The 24,020-nt window shown below is 66.2% G+C and carries 24 protein-coding genes; 9 read left to right on the forward strand and 15 right to left on the reverse strand.

Going from position 1 to position 24,020, the window contains the following annotated elements:
- Positions 1-719: 719 nt before the first annotated feature.
- From MKK69_RS04055 to MKK69_RS04070, 4 genes are all read right to left on the reverse strand, one after another.
- Positions 720-3,578 (reverse strand): AMP-binding protein, encoded by a 2,859-nt coding sequence (locus tag MKK69_RS04055; protein ID WP_243965998.1) that lies wholly within the window; start codon positions 3,576-3,578, stop codon positions 720-722.
- 295 nt (positions 3,579-3,873) lie between these two features.
- Positions 3,874-4,014: a hypothetical protein gene (locus tag MKK69_RS04060; RefSeq protein ID WP_243966000.1), complete on the reverse strand. Its 141-nt coding sequence runs from the start codon at positions 4,012-4,014 to the stop codon at positions 3,874-3,876.
- Positions 4,014-4,436, reverse strand: coding sequence for a hypothetical protein (locus MKK69_RS04065; protein ID WP_243966002.1), 423 nt, complete (start codon positions 4,434-4,436; stop codon positions 4,014-4,016). The genes MKK69_RS04060 and MKK69_RS04065 overlap by 1 nt, the downstream gene beginning before the upstream one ends.
- Positions 4,437-4,576: 140 nt before the next feature.
- A complete protein-coding gene (locus MKK69_RS04070; protein ID WP_243966004.1) occupies positions 4,577-4,759 on the reverse strand; it encodes a hypothetical protein in 183 nt (60 codons plus the stop codon).
- Between MKK69_RS04070 and MKK69_RS04075 the strand changes: the two genes are divergently transcribed.
- Both MKK69_RS04075 and MKK69_RS04080 read left to right on the forward strand, forming a co-directional pair.
- Entirely contained in the window at positions 4,752-5,363 is a 612-nt protein-coding gene (locus MKK69_RS04075) for a hypothetical protein (RefSeq protein ID WP_243966006.1), read from the forward strand. The two genes, MKK69_RS04070 and MKK69_RS04075, sit on opposite strands and share 8 nt — an antisense overlap.
- 444 nt (positions 5,364-5,807) lie before the next feature.
- Positions 5,808-6,038, forward strand: a complete 231-nt coding sequence (locus MKK69_RS04080; RefSeq protein ID WP_243966013.1) for a hypothetical protein — start codon at positions 5,808-5,810, stop codon at positions 6,036-6,038.
- A gap of 626 nt (positions 6,039-6,664) precedes the next feature.
- Here MKK69_RS04080 and MKK69_RS04085 read toward each other — a convergent pair.
- The 3 genes from MKK69_RS04085 to MKK69_RS04095 form a co-directional block, all read right to left on the reverse strand.
- Positions 6,665-8,263, reverse strand: a complete 1,599-nt coding sequence (locus MKK69_RS04085) for an ABC transporter substrate-binding protein (RefSeq protein ID WP_243966014.1) — start codon at positions 8,261-8,263, stop codon at positions 6,665-6,667.
- A 215-nt stretch (positions 8,264-8,478) separates the two neighbouring features.
- The gene (locus MKK69_RS04090; protein ID WP_243966016.1) at positions 8,479-9,750 is read right to left on the reverse strand and encodes a tyrosine-type recombinase/integrase; all 1,272 of its coding nucleotides are present in this window, start codon (positions 9,748-9,750) and stop codon (positions 8,479-8,481) included.
- 96 nt (positions 9,751-9,846) lie between these two features.
- Positions 9,847-10,572, reverse strand: coding sequence for a hypothetical protein (locus tag MKK69_RS04095; protein ID WP_243966018.1), 726 nt, complete (start codon positions 10,570-10,572; stop codon positions 9,847-9,849).
- Here MKK69_RS04095 and MKK69_RS31310 point away from each other — a divergent pair.
- Positions 10,562-10,837, forward strand: coding sequence for a hypothetical protein (locus tag MKK69_RS31310; RefSeq protein WP_409564775.1), 276 nt, complete (start codon positions 10,562-10,564; stop codon positions 10,835-10,837). The genes MKK69_RS04095 and MKK69_RS31310 overlap by 11 nt on opposite strands.
- Before the next feature lie 14 nt (positions 10,838-10,851).
- On the opposite strand, the gene MKK69_RS04105 is transcribed toward MKK69_RS31310, so the two are convergent.
- Positions 10,852-11,568, reverse strand: coding sequence for an SDR family oxidoreductase (locus MKK69_RS04105; RefSeq protein ID WP_243966027.1), 717 nt, complete (start codon positions 11,566-11,568; stop codon positions 10,852-10,854).
- A 43-nt stretch (positions 11,569-11,611) separates the two neighbouring features.
- Complete coding sequence (locus MKK69_RS04110; protein ID WP_243966029.1) at positions 11,612-12,286, reverse strand: peroxiredoxin-like family protein; 675 nt, start codon at positions 12,284-12,286, stop codon at positions 11,612-11,614.
- Positions 12,287-12,406: 120 nt separating this feature from the next.
- Here MKK69_RS04110 and MKK69_RS04115 point away from each other — a divergent pair, with 120 nt between their 5' ends.
- The 5 genes from MKK69_RS04115 (at position 12,407) to MKK69_RS04135 (ending at position 17,205) form a co-directional block, all read left to right on the forward strand.
- Positions 12,407-13,312 carry a LysR family transcriptional regulator gene (locus MKK69_RS04115; protein ID WP_243966031.1) on the forward strand — a complete coding sequence of 302 codons (906 nt, stop codon included), beginning with the start codon at positions 12,407-12,409 and terminating at the stop codon, positions 13,310-13,312.
- A gap of 97 nt (positions 13,313-13,409) precedes the next feature.
- Positions 13,410-14,180, forward strand: coding sequence for an enoyl-CoA hydratase/isomerase family protein (locus MKK69_RS04120; RefSeq protein ID WP_243966033.1), 771 nt, complete (start codon positions 13,410-13,412; stop codon positions 14,178-14,180).
- 31 nt (positions 14,181-14,211) lie between these two features.
- Entirely contained in the window at positions 14,212-15,066 is an 855-nt protein-coding gene (locus tag MKK69_RS04125; RefSeq protein WP_243966035.1) for an alpha/beta fold hydrolase, read from the forward strand.
- Positions 15,067-15,203: 137 nt separating this feature from the next.
- Entirely contained in the window at positions 15,204-16,169 is a 966-nt protein-coding gene (locus MKK69_RS04130; RefSeq protein WP_243966036.1) for an alpha/beta fold hydrolase, read from the forward strand.
- Positions 16,170-16,734: 565 nt separating this feature from the next.
- Positions 16,735-17,205 carry a regulator gene (locus tag MKK69_RS04135; RefSeq protein ID WP_243966038.1) on the forward strand — a complete coding sequence of 157 codons (471 nt, stop codon included), beginning with the start codon at positions 16,735-16,737 and terminating at the stop codon, positions 17,203-17,205.
- Between the two features lie 173 nt (positions 17,206-17,378).
- Here MKK69_RS04135 and MKK69_RS04140 read toward each other — a convergent pair whose 3' ends face one another.
- From MKK69_RS04140 to MKK69_RS04160, 5 genes are all read right to left on the reverse strand, one after another.
- Positions 17,379-17,732, reverse strand: coding sequence for a response regulator (locus MKK69_RS04140; protein ID WP_313900824.1), 354 nt, complete (start codon positions 17,730-17,732; stop codon positions 17,379-17,381).
- Positions 17,733-18,220: 488 nt separating this feature from the next.
- The gene (locus MKK69_RS04145) at positions 18,221-20,344 is read right to left on the reverse strand and encodes an ATP-binding protein (protein WP_243966129.1); all 2,124 of its coding nucleotides are present in this window, start codon (positions 20,342-20,344) and stop codon (positions 18,221-18,223) included.
- Between the two features lie 306 nt (positions 20,345-20,650).
- A complete protein-coding gene (locus tag MKK69_RS04150; protein WP_243966040.1) occupies positions 20,651-20,800 on the reverse strand; it encodes a hypothetical protein in 150 nt (49 codons plus the stop codon).
- A 175-nt stretch (positions 20,801-20,975) separates the two neighbouring features.
- Entirely contained in the window at positions 20,976-21,353 is a 378-nt protein-coding gene (locus tag MKK69_RS04155; protein ID WP_243966042.1) for a tautomerase family protein, read from the reverse strand.
- An 81-nt stretch (positions 21,354-21,434) separates the two neighbouring features.
- Positions 21,435-22,841: an amidase gene (locus tag MKK69_RS04160; RefSeq protein WP_243966044.1), complete on the reverse strand. Its 1,407-nt coding sequence runs from the start codon at positions 22,839-22,841 to the stop codon at positions 21,435-21,437.
- A gap of 134 nt (positions 22,842-22,975) precedes the next feature.
- Between MKK69_RS04160 and MKK69_RS04165 the strand changes: the two genes are divergently transcribed.
- Positions 22,976-23,512: a TetR/AcrR family transcriptional regulator gene (locus tag MKK69_RS04165; protein WP_243966058.1), complete on the forward strand. Its 537-nt coding sequence runs from the start codon at positions 22,976-22,978 to the stop codon at positions 23,510-23,512.
- Between the two features lie 28 nt (positions 23,513-23,540).
- On the opposite strand, the gene MKK69_RS04170 is transcribed toward MKK69_RS04165, so the two are convergent.
- Complete coding sequence (locus MKK69_RS04170; RefSeq protein ID WP_243966061.1) at positions 23,541-23,975, reverse strand: tautomerase family protein; 435 nt, start codon at positions 23,973-23,975, stop codon at positions 23,541-23,543.
- Between the last annotated feature and the right edge of the window lie 45 nt (positions 23,976-24,020).

The following is a 24,020-nucleotide window of genomic DNA, read 5'->3' on the forward strand; positions in this document are numbered from 1 at the left end:
CTCAGGCTCGCTTGACTATGCTGGATCGCTCGACGGACTGCCTCCGTCGTGGTGGCGCTGCCGTGAAGAACTTGGCCCATAGCGCGTCCCTCCACTCCAGCGTGAAGAATGCACCATCAAACCCTGGGATCAAACATCTAGAGGTGAGCATGCCGGAACGGTCCATGTCGGCCGGACCGCACGGTTAAGTCAACGTTGAGGTGGCGATGAGCGAGCTCGAAAAGGTCGGGCACGACATTGTGCTCCTCGAGTCGCATCCGCCATTCGCGGCGGGTGTTAGGGGCCCCGACATCACGTCGGAGGCCGCGAACCGCGAGCACGCCGATTTTGAGCTATTCGGACGGCACACGTATGAACTTCTAACGAAATGGTACGACCTGCGATCGCTGAATGATAACTAAATATTTGATCGCTTGGTGCTTGACCGAAGGGCGCCGCAGCAGAGTCGAAGGCGCCTCAAGCCATGGCGGCAAGCAGCCTATCGAGTCGGTTCGTTCTACCGCGACTTGGTGAAAGGCCGATGGGCCACGGCGGGCTAACCAACCCCGCAGCAGGGAAGATGCGGCGCTCGCCAGGATCATCCGGTTGATAGGTCCTGAACGCGGTGACGGTCGGTGGCAAGACGACCTTAACCTCTTCGGGCGGGCTTACATCGGAGCACGCTCTCTCATATCGGCTGCCAAGTCGGTGAACTTTTGCCTGAACGACCTCGGGCAGTATTACAGAGCTACAGGTGGTCGCTCGTAAAACCAAACCGCGTCCTTCTGAAATTTATTTTGGACCTCCGTATAACCAGCCCAGAACAGCTGGTAGATCGGCACCGACGTTCCCAGTGCTGTCGGAGTCCAGCTGCCTGTTTCGACTACGCAATCGAATTCATGCACGAATGGCTCCCCTTCGGTCTGCCAATTCATGATCTGCTTGTAATATTTTCCCCTCCTCTCAATTTCGTTTCTGATATATATAAGACTTGAATTTGGACCATAGATTAAAAACTTTTCGTGCCGATCAATGAGATCGGAAATTTTATCTTTGTTGATCAAATTAGAGCAAAAATGGAAATGCTCCATAACGTATCGAACGCCGCTCTGATCAGCCTTTTTGACAAGTTTATTTTTATTTTCACGTAGGTAACGCGCGAAAGATGCCATGATACCGGGTTGGTCGAAATCAATTTCATCGTCAATGTAGATATCACAATCTGCTTTGTATTGACCCACGACATGCTCCCATTCCGAGCTGCGGCGACCCGCCGTCTCCTGAAAAGCCACTCGGAAGACCGGAGCTCTCAGATAGGCAGCCAAACGTCGGATTGATGCTTCGGTATCAGTTGAGACCTCTTCGGGCTTGAGCACACGTATCGGATGCAGGTGATGATCCCATGTATAGCGCTGATAACGCCAAGCTAACTGATCCGCGGCGGGATCCCGGACAAAATTATGACTGAATGCCGGCACAAATTGGTGCGAAACTCTGTAATACTCCGAATAATCATCTAGCATTAAAACGCTAGCAGATTTTATCATGCTCGCGACACTTCTGAACTGATCGTAAGCTGAAACTCCACGTGGATCGCGGACCATGAAATAATCATGAAATATAAGATCATTCAGTAAAACAGCAGACGGCGGAGCACAGAATTGTTCGTAAGTAACACGCACACCGAGTTGCTCAGATAAATCTTCAAAATAGCTGGGCGTAAGCCGCTGGAACGCCATTACATCGCCCAAATTGAAGACCCGGATTTGTTGCTCCGTTTCGACAGTCTCTGCCTCGGTGCGCGCGGTGCGATCGGCGGCCTCGACATCTGCTACGGTCAAGCCATCGGTCAGGGCCAAGCCACGCTCCTCCAGGAGCATGCTCACGACGGTGAGTCCGAGTGAATCCAAGGATTCCTTCAGCGGAACGTCCCGCGGTGCCTTGGGAAAAAGCTCGGCGATCACCGCCGCCAGGGGACGCCCATCCCCGCCGCGGCTTGCCCCAGTCGCCTGAAAGGCCCGCGCTGCGATCCAGTCGGCAGCCGTCTTCTTGCGATTGATCTTGCCCGAGGACGTCTTCGTGATGAAGCCCGGCGGCACGTAGTGTACGTCCACCGCCTCAACGCCCGTGCGCTCCGCCACGGAAGCAGCCACCGCCGCCGCATCGTCTCGGAGAAAGAAATCCTCGTTTTCAGCCAGGACTAGGAGTTGCTCTGTGCCCAATCGCGGATTGAAGCTCGCGAGTGCCGCCGCACGACCCCGCGCCGCTGGGAATGCTTGGTTAACGGCGTAATCCAGGTCGTTGAGCATATACTTCTTGCCGGCGATGTTCAGGACATCGCCAGAGCGACCCGTCACCACCAATCCGTCGGCGGTGACGTAGCCAAGGTCGCCGGTCGGGTAGAAGCCCCGCTCGTCCGCGACCTGCGCGCCGCCGAGATAGGCTTGGACCGCCGTCGCGCTCCGCACGAAGATCTGCCCGTCGCGCATTTCGAGCTCGACCCCGGGGATCGGTGTGCCGCACGAGACCTGCTCGACCCCGTCGGCCTCGACTACCACCAGCCCGTCCGACTGCGTCACCGCGAACACGTTCTCGGCCATGGCGTAGCAGGCTGAGAAATGCTCCGCCGGGATGGCGTGAGCCGATAGGAAGCGGCGGGCTGTGTCAGCGTAGACCGGCTCCGAGCACGACGCCCAGCGCCGCATCGTGGACAGGCCCGCTCCTGAAAGGCTGACGCGCTGCTTGGCCATGATCTCGAAGCCGAAATTCGGCATGTAGCAGTACGTGCCCTGATGCGCGGCGATGGCCTCGAAGAGGAGGCCGGGCTGACGGACCCAGTCGATCGGGTCGATCATCACAACCGGCAGGCCGAGTAGCATCGGCATCAAGAAGCAGGCCACAAACCCCATGTCGTGGTAGAGCGGCAGCCACGATACGCAGACATCGCCCGGTCCAAGGCACATTGCGGCGTTGTAGTCGCTGAGATGCCGGGCGACCTGAGCCTGTGTGAAGGCAATCGCCTTGCGGTGACCAGTCGTGCCCGAGGACAGCTGGATGATCGCTTCCGCGCGGAACGCGAACCGCTCGGCGGGGGCAACGTGCGCCAAATCCTTCAGCGTGAACGCGACGACGGGTGCTGCCGGGAGTCCGGATAGCAGTTCGGTGATTTCGGGGGCGCATATGATTTGATCGAGGGCGGCGATTTGAACCGAATTGCTGATTGAGAGCGTCCAGACCGCGCGGTTTTGCTTCTCCGTCGGGTACTGCAGGATCAGCGGCTCGAAGCCGGCAGACACCAAACCGAGCCAGGCGGCGATCAAGCTTGGCTCGGAGCGGAAGACCAAGCCAATGCGTCGGCCCTTTAGGGTCTGACGGAACAAGACGGCGGCGCGCTCGGCCAAGTCCTGCAGCTCGCTAGCGGATAGATGGTGACTGCCGGCAGGCCCGACAAAATTGAAGCTGGTCGGCCGGAATGTCGCCGCCAAGGCGACCACGGGCTCGACTGTGGGTGTGCCGTCAGAAGCGCTGCCGTGCGCGACTGCCAAATTGCGTCGTCCGCCACCGGACAGGCCGAACAGATGACGCAAGGCGGACAGCATGGGTTAGCTCTCTAACAGCCTCCAGTCCGGCGGTCGCCGCTATGACGGGCCGCCGGGCGACGGCGGCGGGCCGCGAGCCGCGAGCCGCGGGCAGGTCTGGGCCCTACACGATCAAGGCGCAGCTTGCTAGGCGGCCTGGTCTTGTCTCGCTCCGGACGATGCCGCTGACTGGCTTAGGCATCGTCTTCCGCTGCTTCTAAGCCATTCAAGCAGAGCGTTGACCGCGTCGTGCGCCTCCACCCGACGGCGAGCCGTAGCGAGCAGCGCTGGGCAGGCTTGTCGAGGCTCTCCCGCCCTACGCGGCGGTGCCCACTTCAAGACGCCGGCTCAGCCAGCACACCCGCAGCAGCGGGATCACGAACCGGGCCGTGTCGGGCCAGGACAGGCGCTCGGCGGCCGCGGCGTGCCGGGAATGGTTCGGGATGGCCGTTAACATCAGCGGCGCTTTGCCAGAGCCAGGAGAGCGTCACCGGCCGCGGCGGACAGGTCCAGGACAGCCACGCCCGCCAGCGAGACGACGTTGCCCCGGCCACCCCATCGCACTGGCTCGATGCTGATGGCGGATAGGTTGGCCGCGAGCGCGGACGCCGTCGCGGGCGGGGCCTCGATGCGGGTCTCGGGGATCGCGATCTCGGGCGCTCCGGCCTCGCAGTCCTGATCCGTTCCACGAAGCCAAGTAACCTGTGATCCCTGGTTTCCAGGAGCGGCCAGGGACGGTTCGTCGTCGGCGCTGTCCTCAAGGTCGGGATCCCCGTCCATGTGGTCGAGCACGGCGATAATCCGATCCGCCGCATCGAGGGCGATCTGTGCCGCTTCCTCCAGGCTGGCGCGGAGCGCGGGCCCGGTCAGCGGCTCCAAATCTAGATCGGCCGGTTTCGGACGTGGGGTGAAGGTCAGGACATCGCCCATGGTGATGGTCTCGGGTCGCGATGAAGGGGAGGCCCGGCGGGATCCGGCCGGGGCGGGACGCACGGCTACGGAGGGGTAGGGAGCCGCCGTCAGCGGACTTCGGGCCCGGCCTGGGTGCGGGCTCTCAGGGCCTCGGCGAGGCATAGTTCCCTCATGCGATCAGCCTCGGCGACCGCCAGCAGCTCGCGGGCAAAGGCCGCGGTCTCAGCAGAGTCGCCGTTCTCGATCGTCTGAACGGCCAGCATCGCCCACCACGCCATCAGCATGCACATCGCCGATCGCACGCTGCGCATGAGCAAGCCCGAACTGGTCGCTTTCATCCAGAAGGGCGGCGAGCGCGATGCCGGCACGCCCGCAAGCATGTTCAAGGCGCTCGACGCTGCACAGGGGACGTTCGAAGGCTGGGGCAAGCTGCTGAGCCTGGCCTGCGCCCGGTACATGGTGGCGGCATCGTCTGCGGTGCTGGGCCAGGAGGGGGGCGCGACCAAGACCGCCGAGCCGGAGCCGGAGCCGGAGCCGGAAGTCGTCGAGGAGCCGGCGCATGCTCACAGACTCGTCGCCATGCTCGACCTCGCGTCTGCCTCGCTCAGCGATCTGCGGGCGATACAAGACATGGCCGAGAACGTCGAAGCTCTGGCCGATGCTTACACCTGGGGACCTCGCTGCTGTCTGGACTCCGCTCGCAGCGCCGACCCGGTTTTCAACGAAGCCGGCAAGCTGATGCGGTGGATCGGAGACGCCTTGGCCGACGTCCAGACCGCGATCCGCAAGGAGGTTTCTCGTCGGGCGCCGAGCACCGCCTTGGAGAAGGAAACGCGACTGGCGAACTCCCCCATCCAGCCGTTGGGATCGCGCGTCGGCGTGTCGAAAATGTAAGCCGCGAAGTCGAGGGTAGCCATCTCCTCCAGAGTGGCTGCGTGGCCGTCGTCGGAGGTCTCGATGTCGCCGGGCAGACTGGCAATCTCGCGCAGGACCACGCGCGTCAGCCGCTTATCGACGGTCAGCATGGCTTCATCATTCGCCACGGGTCCGGTGGTGTTTCGCTCAGGTGATCTGCTGGGAAAGCACCCCACCGAGATGGGTGCCAATCGGCGTCTCATGCCGACGCCGCTCTCCCTGAAACTTTGGTCGGACCTGTTCCGTAACGGACGTTGACGCCCAAACGTGGGTGCCGCGTGAAACGTCTGTTTCGCGGTACATATCCTTGTGCTTTATATTATTCTGAATAAAATAATAGATATTTGATGGGAACATAAAGACATAGTACTTGTTTTAGTGGCTAGTCCGGGCGCCAAGTCCGTTCATAATAGGAGATTTTATATGAACAAGATGAAACTTACCCTTGCCGCTTCGGTCCTGCTTGGCGGCTTCGCTTTCGCCGGTTCCGCCTCGGCTACCCCGATGACCCCGAGCGGGATGCAGACCGACCAATCCGGCATCACCCAGGTCCGTATGATGCACGGCGACCGAATGATGATGAAGAAGCGCATGATGCATAAGCGGATGATGCGCCGTCACATGATGAAGAAGCGGATGATGCACCGCATGTGAGACGCTCACCTTCAGTATCGGGAGGGCTCCTGTCGGAGTCCCTCCACCATCTATCGCTCTGCCGCATCAATGAGACTGACGCCTTGCCCCGTACCTACAGGCTCGCGGTGAAGCCTTGTCCTTTGTACGGGGGGTGTTTCCGCTGGATCATCTCGTCCTCGGACGGCATCTTCTTTGAGCAGTCGGCCTCTCCCTATGCAACTCGGGCAGCTGCCATGATCGTGGGCCGGATCCGGATGGCTGATCTGAGCAGCGGCCAACAGGGAACGGAACCGCTCAACCTTCGATCGGAAATCTTTCGACGACCCCGGTCATGACCATGGTCCGGCGCAGGCCCGGTGTGGTGGCCTTGTTAGCCAGGAGCATCTTGGCCTACGGGTGCATCTCGATCGCCTTGGCCACGTCGATCCGGTGGCCGGACTGAACGCGAACGGCTTGGCGCCCTCGTCCTTGAGAAAGGCATCCGTTGCAGCCTGGATCTCGTCGTCCGTGATTTCGGCCCTGCGGCGCAGGTCGCCGACGCTTGGGATTTCTTTCGCGATGCCGGGGGCTATCGCGGCTCCCCTGCCCCGTCCATCACGCTTCCGGTAACGCCCTCGCGCACTCTTCGAGGCACCACACCCGGATCAGCCTTCCCGGCGAGCGTTCCAAAAGACAAACTGATCCTGGACGATATCGCGGATCTCTCGCCGGTAGGCGGTCCGGTAAAAGTATTGCCCCGTGGGCAAGAACGGCACCTGCGTCATGGCCGCCCCCTGCAGATCGCGAGCGATCCTCTGGCGAGCGGCATCGTCGGGTGCCTCGATCCAGGCCTCGCGCAGGGCTTCGATCTGCGGGATATCGGGCCAGCCGAAGAAGCCCTTCTGGCCGCCGCAGCGCAGGACCTGCTCGGCAACCGGGTTGGTCATGTCGAGCCCAGTCCAGGTGGTATTGAAGATGTTCCAGCCGCCCTGGTCCGGGGGCGCCTTGCTGGCGCGGCGGCTCACAAGGGTCCCCCAATCCGACACGGCGTATTGGACGTTCATGCCGAGGCGCTTGAGGAGATCGTTCATCACCGCGCCCAGCGCACCCAACACGGGATTGTCGCTTGCCGACATCAGCACCACGCGCTCGCCCTTGTAGCCCGCCGCGATCAGATCCTTCTTGGAGCGCGCTAGGTCGCGCTTGCGCGTCAGCACGTCGAGGCCCGCCTCGCTGGCCATCGGCGTTTCCGGGGTGAAGATGCCAACGCCGGTGCGCCAGAGCTTCGGGTCATCGCCCCCCGCCGCGGCCATGAAGTCTTCCTGCGACAGAGCTTCGAGTAGCACCCGCCGGACCGCCGGCTTGTCGAAGGGCGGGTAGAGGTGGTTCATCACCGCGGTGCCGAGATTGCCCAATCGGCCGGCGAGTTGCGTCACGATCCGCGGGCTGCCCTGGAGCGTTGGCAACAGGTCGTTAATCGGGTTCTCCCACCAATCGACCTCGCCGTTCTGAAGTGCCGCGGCGGCGGTGCCGGGATCGGGCATCACCTGCCACTCGACCCGCTCGAAATGGACCCGCTTCGGCCCCGCGGCCCAGGAGACGACGCCGTCCTCCCGCGGCCGGTAATCCGGATTGCGGTCGTAGACGACCCGGGCACCAACCAGCCGTTCCTTGGTGTTGAACCGGAACGGTCCAGACCCGATCACCTCCGGGATCTGCTGCGCAGGATCGGTGCCGGCGAGGCGCTCCGGCATGATCACCAGGGCGGGCGGGCCGAGCTTAGCCAATGTCTCGAGCATCAACCCGTAGGGCCGGTTTAGCCGGATGACGAAGCTGCGGTCGTCCGGCGCGCTCATGGCGTCGGTGCGGGCCATCAACGCTTGGCCGAGGCTGTCGCGCTGGGCCCAGCGCCGGATCGACGCGATGCAGTCGCGGCCTCGGACCGGCTCGCCATCGTGGAATTTCAGCCCCTCGCGAAGCCGGAAGCCCCAGAGCCGGCCGTCATCCGCGACAGTGTGGCCCTCGACCATCTGCGGCTGCGGCTTGAGCTGCGCGTCGAGCCCATAGAGCTGGTCGAACACCATCAAGGCATGATGGCGGGTGATGTAAGCGGTAGTGGTCACCGGATCGACGATGGTCAGGTCGGATTGCGGGACGAAGCGCAGCACGGTGGCGCGGCTGCCCTGCGCGTGCACGGGGCGCGGCGGCAGGAACGGCAGGGTGCCGGCCGCCGCCGCGCCGCTGAGAAAGGTTCGTCGCAGCATGGTTTCGAACTCCGAACGCGGCGTGCCGGCGTGGCGTCGGATCAGACTGCAAGAGACGTTCCCAATACGCCTCGAAGCGGTCCATGCTCTTCATCGGTCGCGTCGAGCCCAAAGCATCTACTGCACCGGCCGGGCGGCCATATCATCACGGCTCGTTCGGCCTCGCGCAATTCCGCTCGCATCTCGACTGGAAGCGATGCAGATCGGATGTGCGATCAAGAGCTCGTTTCCTTGAGACCCAACTTTGGTGAGGGGCCGCTCATCGCTCCAGCGATCTGCATCGCGACTCGGTCCGCTGCGGCGAGCAGAACCGCGTCGAGGTGGTGGATGTACCGCGACGTGATGCCATGACCAGCATGACCCAGCATCGCGCCGATCGTCGAGTCGCTGTAGCCGAGATCGCCGGCCGTCGAGGCGAACGAATGCCGAAGGGTATGCGCTGTGACGCCCTCTAGCCCAGCCTTGCTCACGATGCGCTCCAGCGCATCGTCGAGGCTGGCGAAAGGCCCCTGCCCTCGCCGCGCTGTTGGCAGGACGTAGATCGAGCCAGGTACCCGCTGGAGACCGTCTAGGATCAACAGGACGGCTCGGCTGATCGGTCGAACGGAGGCGCCCTCCTTAGTATCCTCCAGCCGCAGGCAGGGTTCCGCCCGATCGATCTCGGACCACCACAGCTTCACAATCTCGCTGAGCCTGCAACCGGTCAGCGCCAGCAACCGGTTGCCGGCCACAGCCTGCCAGCGTTCCGCCCTGCCCTCTTCAATCTTGACCAGCGCTTGGCCGAGCAAGCCATACTCCTCAGGCGTGAGCCGACGCTTGCGCTTCTTGTCTGCGGGGCGCCTCACCCCTGCGGCCGGGTTTAGAGCGATGATCTGCTCACTGACCGCATAACTCAGGATGCCGCCGAGAAGCCCGAACGTGCGCGCAGCCGTGCCGGACCCACCTTCGACGACCGCCTTGCCGCGGAAGCCGGTCTTGACCACGCCAGCGGTCTTTCCGGCCTGAACATCTCGCACAAAGCGCTGGATATCTGGGGCCGCCAGCTCAGCGACCAGCCTGCGGCCCAGGAGCGGCTTGATGTGTCGCTCGACCCGGCCCTTATCGACGTACAGGGTAGAGGCTTTCTTAGCTTGGCCGCCCTTCCCCATGATCAGGCCTTTGTCGGCTGCGGTGAGATAGGCGTCGCACAACTCGGCTACGGTCATCGAGCCGCGGCGTGTCGCGCGCTCCTCCGCCGGGTCCTCGCCTCGGGCGACTTGGCCGAGCAATGCCTTGGCCTCACGCCGGGCCTCCTCGGCAGTCAGTGCGCCGTGCAGCCCGATCGTGACGCGGCGGGACCGTCCGGCCGCTCGATACTGTACGAGGTAGCTGCGGCGACCGGAGGCGAACACTCGCAGGCCGAAGCCAGGCAGCTCATCGCACCACAGGAAGTAGTCGCGTCCCCGGGGTTCGGCCGCGTCTACCGTGCGCTTCGTGATCTTCGCCATGCCTGCCATCCGGCCTTGCGGAAGCATGCGGAAACAATCTGCGTCAATACCCGGTAATCATGGGAGCGCTCATTATAAGGGTAAAAACTATTGCGTTCAGTGCCTTGGTGGCGATTGGCTGTCTCGGGTAATCACCGGAAAACATGCAAGGGTAATCCTCCGAAGGCAAAGGTCACACGTTCGAATTGTGTCGGGTGCGCCATTTTCTACAGAAACGCGAACACCGGGTGTCGCGGCTGAGCCTGCGTCAAGGCTGGCAGTTTCCAGGGCTGTCTTTCCGCCGACGATGCGGATGACATCCGCCCCGACCTCGGCCGGGTCGACGATCGCCTGAAGCCGAGCCTTCCGGAACGGGATCTCTCCCGTCGTCACGGCCTCGTGCATCAGACGGCCGACTCGTTCGATGAGCTCCGGAGCGATTTCCGCCCGCGGACGCGCGTTGACGTGGATCCGGTCGAGCGCCGCTTCGGCGCGGTCCCGCTCCCGTTTCAGCGCTGCAAGACGGTCCCTCAGGTTGTCGTCGAGATCGGTCATCCCTTCCTCGATCATTCGGTACAGGCGCTTCAGCTTCTCCTCAGCCCCGGCGCTCTCACGGCGCAGTGCCGCCACCCGCCCGTCGACCTGGATCGCCTTGTCCGCCCGCACCGACCACAGCGAGGCGAACCTCGCCCGCAGCCGGTCAGGGTGCAACAGCTCAGCCACGGGGTGGTCTGTGACCAACGCGTCGAGGGTTTCCATCCGGATCGATCGGCCGGTGCAGCTGGTCTTGCCTTGCCGGCTGTGGGTCGAGCAGCTGGAGTAGCGGTGGATCTTGCGGCTCACCGACGAGGGACTGCGGTTCTGGGAGCGAGTCGGTCCACATCTCGACGGGATCGAGGCCGCAGCACTGGATGCTGCGGGCAGCGTTCAGGCGGTGCGAGGCCGCCTGAGGATGAACGTCGATCCGTTCTTCTCGCGCTGGGTCCTGTCACGGGAGCTGGCGCGCTTCCTCGCGCTCCATCGAGCCGCCAAGGTCCGTGCCTTCACCGAATGGTGCCTGCAGCTGCTCGGCGGCGACAACGATCTCGATGCCGCCGGGACGCATTGAGCGGCGTCCCGGTGCTACAGCGCCGCCCGGCCGATCGAGGCGCCGCCATCGACGTAGAGGGTCTGCCCCGTCATAAACGCCGCCCCGTCCGACATCAGGAACGCGATGACGGCGGCGATCTCCTCCGGCCGGCCGAAGCGGCCCATCGGCACCCCGGCGCGGTAGCGCGTCTCGCCCTCGCTGCCCGGCGGGTTGTTGGCCCGGAACAGCTCGGTCTCGGTCGGCCCCGGCGCGACCGCGTTGACGGTGATCCCGGTCGTGGCGAGTTCGAGCGCCCAGGAGCGGGTGAAGCTGACGAGCGCGGCTTTCGCGGCCGCGTAGGCCGTGCGTTCGACGCTGCCGAGGACAGTCAGGCTGGCAATGTTGACGACCCGGCCCCAGCCGCGTCGGCGCATGCCGGGCAGCGTCGCCTGCACGGCCTGAAGCGCCGGATGGAGGTTGACGCGCAGGACCTCGTCGAGCGCGGGGATCTCGACCGCCCCGAGCCGCTGCGGCCGGACGAGGCCGACATTGTTGACCACGCCGTCGAAGGCGAAGCGTCCGGTGAGCTCGGCGAGGACCGCGTCGGTCGCCGCACCGTCGGCGAGGTCGACCGGCACGAGCGTGCCGGGGAAACCGTCGAGGCCACCGCGCGCGAGGCCGACGACGTGGTGGCCCGCGCCGGCGAGGTGGTGGGCGAGGGCCAGCCCAATGCCCTTGCTGGCACCGGTCACGAGAAAGGTTCGGGACATCCTGGATCTCCTTGAGATTGCGCGGCCGGGAAGCCGTGTCCGATCAGGCGGGAACGGAGGCAGTGCGGCGGAGCGCCGGAAGCATGTCCGCGGGCTCGGGGCGGCGGGTGTAGTCCGGGTTCACCTCGGCGTAGCGGATCACGCCATCCTGTCCGACGACGAAGCGTCCCGGCATCGGCAGGGTCCAGCTCGGGTCGCCGTTGAACGCCGGCAGGTCGTTCCTCAGGCCCCGGTAGAGCTCGACCAGGTCATCGGGCAGCGCGAAGCGCAGGCCGAACGCCGCCGCGACAGCATTGTGCGGGTCCGACAGGATCGGGAAACCGAGCGCGTTCTGGCGGACCGACTTCCGGCTGTTGGCCGCCGTCTGCGGCGAGATGGCGATGAGGCCCGCCCCGAGGCTTTCGAAAAGCGGCACCGTCCCCTGAAGCGCCTGGAGCTCCAGGTTGCAGTAGGGGCACCACACGCCGCGGTAGAAGCTGATCACGAGCGGCCCGCGTTTCAGCAGGGCCGCGGAGGAGATGCGCTGCCCCTCCGGATCGGTGAGTGTGAAGCTCGGCGCCCGGTCGCCGGCCTTCAGCGTACGGGTGGCGGCGCCGGAGGCGATCAGCTCCGCGGTAGCCCGGTGCATCGTCCGGATCACCGAGGGCGGGACGTTGTAGGGGGGCTTGCCCGCCTCGAAATCGGCTTTGAACGCGTCGAGCTTGGATTGCAGGGTCATGGCGCGGTGTCCCGAGACATCATCGCGGCAATGCGGCGACGACGGCCGGAGTGATGCGCCCCTCCCGATGGACAGGGCAGGCAGCACGAGGCGATAACGCTCATTCCAGGGAGGAATGGCGTGGACCGGTATCAGGCGATGGCCACCTTCGTGCGGGTCGTGGAGGCCGGCTCCTTCTCGGGCGCCGCGCGGCTCCTGCACGTCGGCCAGCCGGCCGTCTCCAAGACGATCGCGCAGCTGGAGAACCGGCTGCAGGTCAGCCTGCTCGTCCGCTCCACCCACGGCCTGAGCCCCACGGAGGCGGGCCTGCGCTTCTACGAGCGGGCACAGGCCGCCATCACCGAGGCGGACGAGGCCGAGCGCGCCGCCCGCGGCGCGGGCGCCGGGCTCTCGGGGCGGCTGCGCGTCTCGGCGGCGACCACCTTCGCGCGGCTCCACGTGGTGCCGATGCTGCCGCGCTTCCTCGCCGAGCACCCGGACCTCGACATCGAGATCATCCTCGACGACCGGGTGATCGACCTCGTCAGCGAGGGGATCGACCTGTCGCTGCGCATGGGCGCCCTGCCGGATTCGGCCGCCGTCGCGCGCAAGATCGCAACGGGCAGCCGCTCGGTCCTCGCCAGCCCCGGCTATCTCGCCCGCGCGGGCGAGCCGCGCAGTCCCGCGGACCTCGCCGGGCACGAGGCGGTGATCTACAGCCAGCAGCCCGATGCCTGGTCCTTCACCCGGGACGGCGCCGAGGCCTCGGTCGCGGTGCACGGCCGCGTGCGGGTGAGCGCGGCCGAGGGCCTGCGGGCCGCGGTCCTGGCTGATATCGGCCTCACCGTCACGTCGGACTGGATGTTCGCCCCCGAACTGGCGAGCGGCGGGGTGCGGCGCCTGCTGGAGCCCTGGACGCTGCCGACGATCGACCTCTGGGCGGTCTTCCCCACCGGCCGCATGGCCAGTGCCAAGGCGCGGCTCTTCGCCGGCTTCGTCGAGGCGGCCCTGGCCGAAAACCGGGCGGCCCATTCCGCGCCGGCATAACCCTTATCGCCTCGGGCCATCGTCCGTCGCCGGCCGGAACTGGCTAACTCGTCCCCACGCCGACCGAACGGGGCCGGCCAGCACGAGGACAGCACCGATGGCCCGTTTCGAGACCTACCGCGACGCCTTCCCCAACGCCCGCCTGACCCGCAAGCCGAACGGCGTTCTGGAGGTCATGCTCCACACCGAGGGCGGCAAGCTCGTCTTCAACGGGCACACCCACGAGCAGTTCGTCGACCTGTTCCACGCCATCGGCGAGGACCGCGGCAACCGGGCGGTGATCCTGACCGGAGCGGGCGACGCGTTCATGGACGCGATCAGCCCGGAGGGCTTCGACTTCTTCACGCCGCAGGGCTACGACAAGATCCTGCGGGAGGGTCGCAAGGTGCTCGGCAACATCCTCGACATCGAGGTGCCGATGATCGCCGCGCTGAACGGTCCGGTCCTGCTGCACAGCGAGTACGCGCTGCTCACCGACATCGTGCTCGCGACACCCGAGACGGTGTTCCAGGACAAGCCCCACTTCGAGTTCGGCATCGTGCCGGGCGACGGCGTGCACATCCTGTGGCCCGAAGTGATCGGCTCGATCCGCGGCCGGTACTTCCTGCTGACGCGGCAGGTGCTGGACGCGCAGACTGCCAAGGATTGGGGCGCGGTTAACGAGATCGTGCCGCGGGACCAGTTGCTGGCGCGGGCGCACGAGATCGCGGACGGCATCGCCGCTCTGCCGCCGCTCACCGGCCGCTACACCCGGATCGCGCTCACGCAGCGCCTGCGCCGGCTCGTCGAGGAGGGCACCGGCTACGGCCTGGCCCTGGAGGGCATCAGCGCCGCCGACGTGGCGCGGAGCATGGCGGCGCAGGCCTGAGCCGTCAGCACCCGATCTCACGGAGAGTCCGATGACCCAGATCCGTTACCGCACCGCCGATGTCGACGGCTTCACAATCTTCTACCGGGAGGCCGGAGACCCCGCGAAGCCGGCGCTTCTGCTGCTGCATGGCTTCCCCTCGTCCGGCCACATGTTCCGCGACCTGATCCCGCTCCTGGCGGACCGGTTCCACCTCGTCGCCCCCGACCTGCCGGGTTTTGGCCTGTCGGAGATCAAGCCGCGCGACGCCTTCACCTACAGCTTCGATGCGCTGGCGAAAGTGATCGGCCGCTTCACCGAGGTGATCGGGCTGGAGACCTACGCGCTCTACGTCTTCGACTACGGCGCGCCCACCGGCTTCCGGGTGGCCCTGGCGCATCCGGAGCGGGTGACGGCCATCATCTCGCAGAACGGCAACGCCTACGAGGAGGGGCTGAGCGCGGGCTGGAACCCGATCCAGCGCTACTGGCGGGACCCGAGCGACGCCAACCGCCAGGCGCTGCGCGAGCTGCTCACCCCGGCCTCGATCCGCTGGCAATACGAGCACGGCGTGCCGGATACGTCGCTGGTCTCGCCCGACGGGAGTGCCCTCGACGCGTGGTACATCCAGCGGCCCGAGGTCGACGAGATCCAGCTCGACCTGTTCGGCGACTATGCCAGCAACGTGGCGCTCTACCCCGCCTTCCAGGCCTATTTCCGGGAACACCGGCCGAAGCTGCTGGCGATCTGGGGAAGGAACGATCCCTTCTTCCTGCCCGCCGGGGCGGAGGCGTTCCGGCGCGACCTGCCGGATGCGCAGGTGCGTTTCCTCGACACGGGGCACTTCGCCCTGGAGACCCATGCTGCGACCATCGCGGGGGCTATCGCCGGCTTCCTGAGTGCCTGAGCCGAAAGCATATCCAGGCCCTCCAGCGAGGACGGGCCCGGTGGGCAGGGGCTGCGCGCCACATCGTGCCGGCCCAGGCCGCCCGCGCTGGTTCTCTCGACCGCAGCATCCCATCTTACCTCTGAAGGAGCGGGACCATGCCGACACGGACTCTCCTGGCCGCAGCGACTGCCCTGACGGTCGGGCACGGGACGCCGCACCCGCTTCCCTCGGTCTCGGCCACGACGACCTATCATCGGGTCGCGATCAACGGCGTGGGCATCTTCTACCGCGAGGCCGGCCCGCGGGACGCGCCCACGGTCCTGCTGCTGCACGGCTACCCGTCGTCGTCCCGGCAGTGGGATCCGCTGCTGCCGCTGCTCGCCGACCGCTACCACCTCATCGCCCCCGACTACCCGGGCTTCGGTCAGAGCGATGCGCCGTCCCCCGCGCAGTACACCTACACCTTCGACAACCTCGCTCGGACCATGGAGGCGTTGGTCGCCCATCTCGGGATTGAGCGGTACACGCTGGTCATGCAGGATTACGGCGGCCCGGTCGGCTTCCGCATGGCGCTGGCCCATCCCGAAAGGGTGAGCGCGCTGATCGTCCAGAACGCCAACGCCTATGCGGAGGGCCTGGGTGCCAAGTGGCAGGGCATCGCCCGGTACTGGGCAGACCCGGCGGCGCATCCCGAGCAGGTCGACGCCTTCACCGCGCTGGAGAGCGCCAGGCAGCGCCACCTCGGCACCAGCCCCAACAGCGAGCGGTACAATCCCGACACCTGGACGGACGAGTACGCCATCCTCGCACGGCCGGGCGAGCGGGAGATCCAGGCGGCGCTGCTCTACGACTACCGCACCAACGTCGCCGCCTACTCGGCTTGGCAGGCCTGGATGCGTGGCCATCCGCTGCCGACGCTCGTGCTGTGGGGCCGCCACGATCCCTCCTTCATCGTGCCGGGCGCGGACGCCTACCTGCGCGACATGCCGAAGGCGGAGCTGCACATCCTCGAGGCCGGGCACTTCGCCCTGGACGAGGCGACGGACGAGGTCGCCCGGCTCACCCGCGACTTCCTCGGCCGCGTCGAGACATCCGTTCCACCATCATCGGCCCGTCGCTGAAGCTCCGCCTGCATCGTCGAACGCTCGGTTCTCGCCTATCGACCGGGCTTTTGATCGACCTTTGCAGGCTGTCCGCTTCCGAGATGCCGCTGACGGCTGCCGCATAATCGGGATGGACGCAGTGCTGTCCGGCTGGTTTGAAGTCCCTCGACGCGGAAGCCGAAGAGCCGAGGGCTCAAATCTCAGTCCCGTCCGTAAGCGTTAGCGCATCCTCGACATCGATGCGGAGGTCCCTAACCGTGCTCTCGATCTTGAGCCGGCGCGTCGCGATCTCGCGTGGCGCCGCGGCCCAGACGATCAGGTCACGGCCCAAGACAGCCGGCAGATCGAGATCTGCACCGTCATCGCGCGGAACCATCCCGACGCGGAACGGGAGGCGCTGACACGACCGTGAGGCCACGGAGCGGCTCCGGATCGCGCGGCGGACCCGCCTCACGACGAATTGGACGGACCGGGTCGTACCGAATCGTCGTGGAGGGCGTTGCCCTCACGTCGAACCATCCGATGCAGCGGAAGACCGCGCATCCGCCAAGAGAGGCGGGATGGGGGAACGGAAGGAAACGAGATGTCCGAACACACCTTCGACGAGACCAACATCACTTGGCGGACCCTCGACTGGCTGCCGCACATCGCCTTCTTCGTCTACAAGGTCGACGAGGAGAACCGCATCGTCGACGTCGTGTTTAAGTTCGCCGCGAACCAGCGCGTGATGCTGCATCGCCATAAGAGCCCCTACGTCACGCTCGTCATGCAGGGCGAACTCAGGTTCTATCGACAGGACGGGTCCCTGAAGGAGATCCGTCCGACGGGCAGCTACGTCTCGGGCGTGGCGAACGGCGAACCGCACACGGAGGGCGGCGGCGACGAGGACGCCATCGTGTTCTTCAGCAACCGCAACATCGAGGATGCGCTTTACGAGTTCCTCGACGACGCGGGCAATCCCGTCCAGGTCCTTGGCATCGCGGACTTCAAGGCGCAGCTCGAAGAGCAGGTCGCGACGGGCACCTTCGAGAAGGTCACCGCCCGGGCGGCGTAGCGCTCGACAGCACCGCGGATGCTTCAAGCCACCCCGATGCTCGCGGAGGTTCGGGACCCAGCGCTCCCGGAACGAAACTGCCCGGAAGCGATGGGATGCCGCGGATGTCCCACCCGTCGGCGCCCGGCGTCCATGTCCTCAAGGGCTCGGGGTGCTTCGCGTCGGGCCAGGTCTTACGGACAGGGTGCCGGACGATCTCGGCGCCGAACGGCTTGCCGATGAACGTCACCCACTCGGGCAGGTCGCCGGGTCCAGGCCTCGCCCGAAGCGCCCGCGATGTGCGGCCATCGCTCCGCGGTCTGCCGGGCCAACGCGAAGCCGTCCCCATCCCCCGGCATGGGCACGTCGGTGAACAGCAATTGCACCGCCTCGTGATTGCGTTCGAGGACCACCACGGCCTGGGCGATGCTCATCGCCTCCAGCACCCGGAACCCCGCATCCTCAAGGATGCTGGTCGCACCCATCAGGATCAGGGCGTCGTCGACGACGAGGGCGTGGGGCGCATCGCCCTGGGCCTCACGGGTCACGGGGGTGAAATGGAGTTCGCGCGGGAAGGTTTCCCGTCGATGGATTCGCGATCGTGCATCTCGCGACCGGTCGGGCAACATCCCCGAGTCGCCCCCCCCCGTTTGAGGGCATGACACAGCCTGCCCCGCTTCGGTTCGACCCGTCCTTCGAAACCATTCCGGCGGACGAAGAGGAGGTCCGGCAGGGCCTGACCGCGGCCATGCTCTCGATCCAGGGGAAGACGCATGCCGATTCCGGCTACGCCCACGGGGCCGTCCACGCCAAGGCGCACGGCTACCTGAAGGCACGGTTCGAGGTCCCTGCCGGCCTTCCGCCGGCCCTCGCCCGGGGCTTGTTCGCGTTGTGGACAGGGTCGGCCGCGCATCGGCCGCTCGGCCCGATCATGCCCGCCCGTCGCCCCGCCTCCGCCGCCGCCCGCGAATACCGCTCCCGGGGGAACGAGGTCGATATCCGCGGGTCGGAGGAGTTGCCGATCCGTGCCGATCGATCAGCCGGCCAGCATGCGCTTGCGCCGGCGCCAGGTCGCGGCCTTGCGCAGGACACGGGAGAGCTGGTCCACGGAGTACGGCTTGTGCAGGAGCTCGAAGCCGTAGGTGCCATTCTGGGCGAGGACATGGCTGTAGCCTGAGGTCAGTACCACCGGTAGGTCGTGGTACAGACGCCGGATCTCCTGACCGAGCGCGATCCCGTCCATGCCGGGCATCACGACGTCGGAGAACACCACGTCGAAGCGGGCGGCGCTCCGGGCGAGTTCGGCGAGCGCCGCCTCGGCGTCGGCCGCCCAGACCGTGCCGTAGCCGAGCTCGGTCAGGGCCTGCGTGGCGAAGGTGCCGACGTCGACGTTGTCCTCCACCACGAGCACGCTTGTGCCGTGGCCATCCACCAGCGGTTCCGGCTCGCTGTCGACGACGCCGGCCCGGCTCATCCCCGCCACGCGCGGCAGGGACAGCGTGAAGGTCGTGCCCTGGCCGACTGTGCTCGCGACACGAATCTCCCCACCCGACTGCTTGGCGAAGCCGAACACCTGGCTGAGCCCGAGCCCGGTGCCGTGGCCGACACCCTTGGTGGTGAAGAACGGCTCGAAGATCCGCTCCAGGTCGGCTGGGATGATCCCGCAGCCCGTGTCCGTGATCGCGACCGTCACGAAGCCGCGGCTCGCAATTCCCTCCGCCACGCCCGTCACGACCGTGACCGCCAGCTCCCCCTCTCCCGCCATCGCGTCCCGGGCGTTCACCGCCAGGTTGACGATAGCGGTGTCGAACTGGCTGGGATCCGCGTCGATGAAGCAGGGCTCGTCGGGTACCCGGGTGGTGATCCGGATGCGGGCGCCGGTGAGCGAGCCGATCATGTCGGCGATGGCGGTCACGCTCTGCCCGACGTCGAACACCTCGGGCTTGAGGGCCTGGCGCCGCGCGAAGGCCAGGAGCTGTCCCGTGAGCTTGGCGGCGCGGGCGGCGGTGTCGGCGATGGCCTCGACGTAGCGCTGTCGCCGGTCCTCGGGCAGGTTCGGGCGGCGCAGGAGCTCGCTCGACGAACGGATCACGGTGAGAAGGTTGTTGAAGTCGTGCGCAACGCCGCCGGTCAATTGCCCGATGGCCTCCATCTTCTGGGCCTGACGCAGGGCGTCCTCCGCCTGCATGCGCTCGCGCGTCGCCGCATCCAGGGCGGCGGCGCGCATGGCGAGGTCGCGTTCAAGCTCCGCGCTCGCATGCGACAGCACCGCGTTGCGGGACCGGCGCTCCCGGTCGAGTTCGTCCTGGATACGCCCGTCGCGCAGGACCATCAGGCCCAGGCAGATGACCGTCAGCGAGACGAGGAGCGCCATCGCCATGCCGGGCCCGACGTGCCGGGCATCGGTTGTACGCAGCAGCACGGCGCCGGCCACGGGGATGAGCAGCGTCAGGCCGAGTTGGCGCCGGGTCGCGCCACCGCCCGCGAGGTCGGAGGCGATCACGGCGCCCCAGCCTCGGTCGGCACGCGCGACCACGGCGGCGAGTCCGAGCAGGAACAAACCGGCTGCGGTGTGCAGGGCCATGGTGCTGAAGGGGCTGAGGGCATAGAGGTCCTGCACGCCGTAGGCGTAGCCGACGAGCGCCAGGCCGCCGATGCCGGCGCCGATCACCGCACAGGCGTTGCTGAGGCTCACGCCCCGAATGTCGAGGCGTCCATCGAACTGGAGGCTGGCGGCGACCAAGAGCAATCCGGCCGCCGTCGCGATGGACGTCCGGCCGGCGAGGTCCGGGTCATAGCCGAACAGTCCCTGCGCCAAGGGGCGGTTGATGATGTCGCCTCCTGCGAGGGCATAGCTCGCGAGGACCGCCAATGCCGTCAACGAGACGAAGCCGCCGATGGCGCGTGCCAGTCGGCGGCGTCCGAAGGTCTCGACCACGAGCGCGGCGCCAAGCAGGCCGAGTCCGCCGGCGGTCAGCACGGACATCGCCTGCAGGTCGGGAAGGAGCCGCGTGAGCACCAGCAGATGGAAGGTATAGCCGCACAGAACCGCGGATCCGGTCAGGATACCGAGGAACCCGGCGGTCCGGACGCCCCAGGCAAGCCGGCGCGCGAAGCTACCCGCTGCGGTCGAACCGGGCGCGTCGGGCAGCGGAAGCATCGTCACAGCGGTGACGTTCCTGCTCGTCTCGGCAAAGCGATCCTAAAGGCGGCCGCCGGTCTGGAACGGCTCATCGATGGGTCTCCGGGACGCCGAGCCGTCGCTTCGCGACGACGGCTCGTGGAACCCTAGCACCTTTATACCCGGGCGCGTCCGAATTCCGTTGTCGGGCGCGTCTCGATTGCATCCCACTCCCCCAGGGCCATGTGCTCATGCGTTCCGCAGGGCCGAAAAGCCTTCGCGCGTGGACGAAAACGGCCGAGGCGGTGTGGCCTCTCGGGGTTCACGAGTGGGTTACGCTCTGACTCAAGGCTGTCGTCCGGTGCTGCCGACGCAGCGGCCGAGCTTGATCGCATCGATGGTGCCGCGAACACGCAGCGGTGCCTCGCGCAGTGCTGGGGATGTGGTGAGAATGACCGCCGCGATGGCGACAGCGACGGAGCCATTGGAAGGCATGAGATACGTCTCTGCGAGCTCACGTCGAAGAGCCATCCATCGATGAGCCCCAGGGAGAATGGGCTCACCTCTGATCGCTGCCCTGGCGTGTCGAGACGATAGGGTCAGAGCTGCCGAGGGCAGGTTGCGAAAGCGGCGGTCAGCTCTTGTCTGGAATATTCAAAACAAAGACAAGTTATAACCAAGGTTCGCCCTTGCCAAACGACCAGTCTTCACGGGCAACGAACACCATGTTGATCATAATATCGTCCGGGCGAACGGACAGTTTGCTCCCGAGTTCGTCGGCGACGAACCGGTAGAAGGCGCGCTTCGAAGCTTGGTCGTTGCCGACGGTGCTGGTGACCTGGATCAGGATGAAATCCGCGGAGCGGCTGGAGCCGAGGAATGTCGGATCGTAGATCAGATTTTCGGGGTCGTGCTCGTTGATGACAATGAATCGATCGCCATCTGGGGCTTTTAGTACTTCGACAATGCCACTGTAGACAATGTCGGCCACGGCGGCGCGATACGCGGTGGATTTTCCTCTGATTAGATCGATGCGCGCAAATGGCATGGTGATCTCCATTTTGAGGGTTAAGATTAAACGAGCATGGCTCTTTGGGATCGGTATTTCACCGACAAGCTGCTCACGGCGTCAAAGGGTCGGGTGCAGATCTCGAACTGGACTCTTGCCTTCCAATAAAGCAGCGACGTGCAAGATCGTCGCCTCGGCCTGCCAGCTCCCCAACAGCTGCACGTTGATCGGCAGCCCCTCGCGGCTCGTCCCGAAGCGCATCGACAGACCCGGCAGGCCTGTCACGTTCAACGGCACGGTCGCGCCCTGGAGGTAGGTCAGGTCCACCGTCTCGCCGTTGACCACGAGCTCGTCGATGCCGTGCTTGTGCGCCGGGACCGGCAGCACCGGGGTCAGGAGGACGTCGTGGTCCTGGAAGTAAGCGGCATAGCCGTCCCGGAGCCGCTCCGCCGCCTGCTCGGCCGCGATGTACGCCTCCATCGACGTGTCGGGCAGCGACAGCATGGTCTTGGCCATCTTGTACATCTGGTCCTCATGCCCGGCGGTCGCCTCCCGGAAGGCGGGCTTCATCTCCATGACGTGGAGCTTGTCGAACACGTCGAGGGCGAAGTCGCGCTCCAGAGCCGGGATGCGCACCTCTTCGACGCGGTGGCCCGCATCCCCGAGGGCCTCGGCCGCCGCGCGCACGGTCGCGGCGACCTCCACGTCGATCGGGCCGAAGCCCGGACCGACCATCCAGCCGACCCTGAGCATGCGGTCCGGCGCGCCGCCCATGCCCGCGTCGAACGGGACGGCGCTCGACGCGAAGGCGTCGAGGCCGTCGGGACCGGCGAGCTGCGCGAAGGCGAGCGCGAGGTCGCGGATCGAGCGCGCCATCGGGCCGACATGCCAGAACCGGCGCGGTACGCGCGGCCAGATGCCGGTCATCGGCACACGGCCGTGGGTGGCCTTCAGCGAGACGATGCCGGTCTGCGCGGCCGGGCCCCGGATCGAGATGGCGAGGTCGGTGCCGAGACCCAGCGGCGACATGCCCGCCGCGATGGCCGCGGACTCGCCACCGCTCGACCCGCCGGGCGTGCGGGTCAGGTCCCACGGGTTGTTCGACCGGCCGGAGAGCAGGTTGTCGCTCTCGATCCAGTAGGAGAATTCGGGGAGGTTGGTCTTGGCCAGCAGGATGCCGCCGGCCTTCTTCATGCGGGCGACGCTGGTGGCGTCGGCATCCGGTATCCGGCCTCTGAAGATGGGCGAGCCGCGCTGCGTGAGCACGCCCGCCGTGTCGATGGAATCCTTGACGGTGAAGGGCACGCCGTGAAGCGGCCCGAGTTCCCCGCCCGCCATGACCACCGCCTCGGCCTCCCGCGCGGCGGCCAACGCCCCCTCGGCGACGGTGACGATGGCATTGACCTTGGGGTCGACGGCTTCGATGCGGTCGAGATGCGCCCTCACGACCTCCACCGGCGAGAGTTCCTTGGTCCGGATCAGCTCGGCCAGTCCGGTGGCGTCGGAGAAGACGATATTCTGGGGCAAGTGGCGTGCCTATCTGTCGTTAGGTCGCTCAGGGGCAGGTCTCAACTTTTCGGCTTTCAATGCCGAACTGACGATCGGTAAGCTTTCGTTTGGCCGTGTGAGGCAGTGATGAGCGTGAGTTCCAAGGATAGGATTTGGGCGCCGCACGGAGGACGGCTCAGGCGCACGGTTACGGGGGCTTGAGCTGCCGCGATCTCGCGGCTGACGTCGGCATCAAGGCGGCGAGCATCGACCACCACTTCGCCAGCAAGGCTGATCTCGGCGCGGCGGTCGCGCGGCGATACTGGCAGGATACGGCGGCCGAGCTCGACGCCATCCTGGCCGAGACCGGTGACCCGGTCCGCAGCCTGCAACGCTACCCCAACACCTTCCGGAGGTCGCTCGCCGACGGCAACAGGCTCTGCCTGTGCAGCGTCATGTCGGCGGAGTACGCCACCCTGCCGGACGTCGTGCAGCGGGAGGCGCGGGCCTTCGCCGACGTCAACATCGCGTGGATCGGCAAAGCGCTGGTTAACGCCAAGCTGGTCGATCCCAAGGACAGCGAAGCGCGGGCGCCGGCCATCTTCGCCGCGATTTCCGGCGCCCGGCTGTTGGCGAGGAGCCGCGCCGACAGCGCGCTGTTCGACACGCCGATCGAGCGTTATCGCGCTTCGGGCCTGCTGCCGGCTTGAGGCCGACCGCGCCGGACCGGATCGGGCGTCAGGCCGCCTGCCTGAGCTTTTCGCGCAGGGCGCTGGGCAGGGATGCGAGCCACTGCTCCTCCTCACCCGGCTCCGGCAGCACGGTGCCGAACTCCAGGACGCCGATGGCCGGGATGTCCGAGATGTAGACCCAGACGTCCTGATCCGAGACGGCGAGGATCGCGCCGGTCTCCTGCATGATGCGCGTGAGCATCCTGGCCTTCTGCTCCCGGGTCCGTCCCGCCCGGATGTCGGCGCGTACCCAGACGTGGTCGGGTGAGGCCGGCGCGCCGCCGATGAACATCGCCCCGGGCTCGACCCTGTGGAAGATGACCTGCACGAAGTAGCGCGGCGCGGTCGCCTCGACCGCGTGGATGGCGGTAACGCTCTCGACGATCCGAGCGCGCTGCTCGGGCGTGATGTCCTTCGCGGTCGTGATGGCATAGGTCGGCATGTGCGTTCTCCCTGTCCGATGGCGGTCCGCGGGACTTTGACGGGG

It is taken from the genome of Methylobacterium sp. J-026, from assembly GCF_022829585.1.
In the GTDB taxonomy this organism is placed as follows: domain Bacteria; phylum Pseudomonadota; class Alphaproteobacteria; order Rhizobiales; family Beijerinckiaceae; genus Methylobacterium.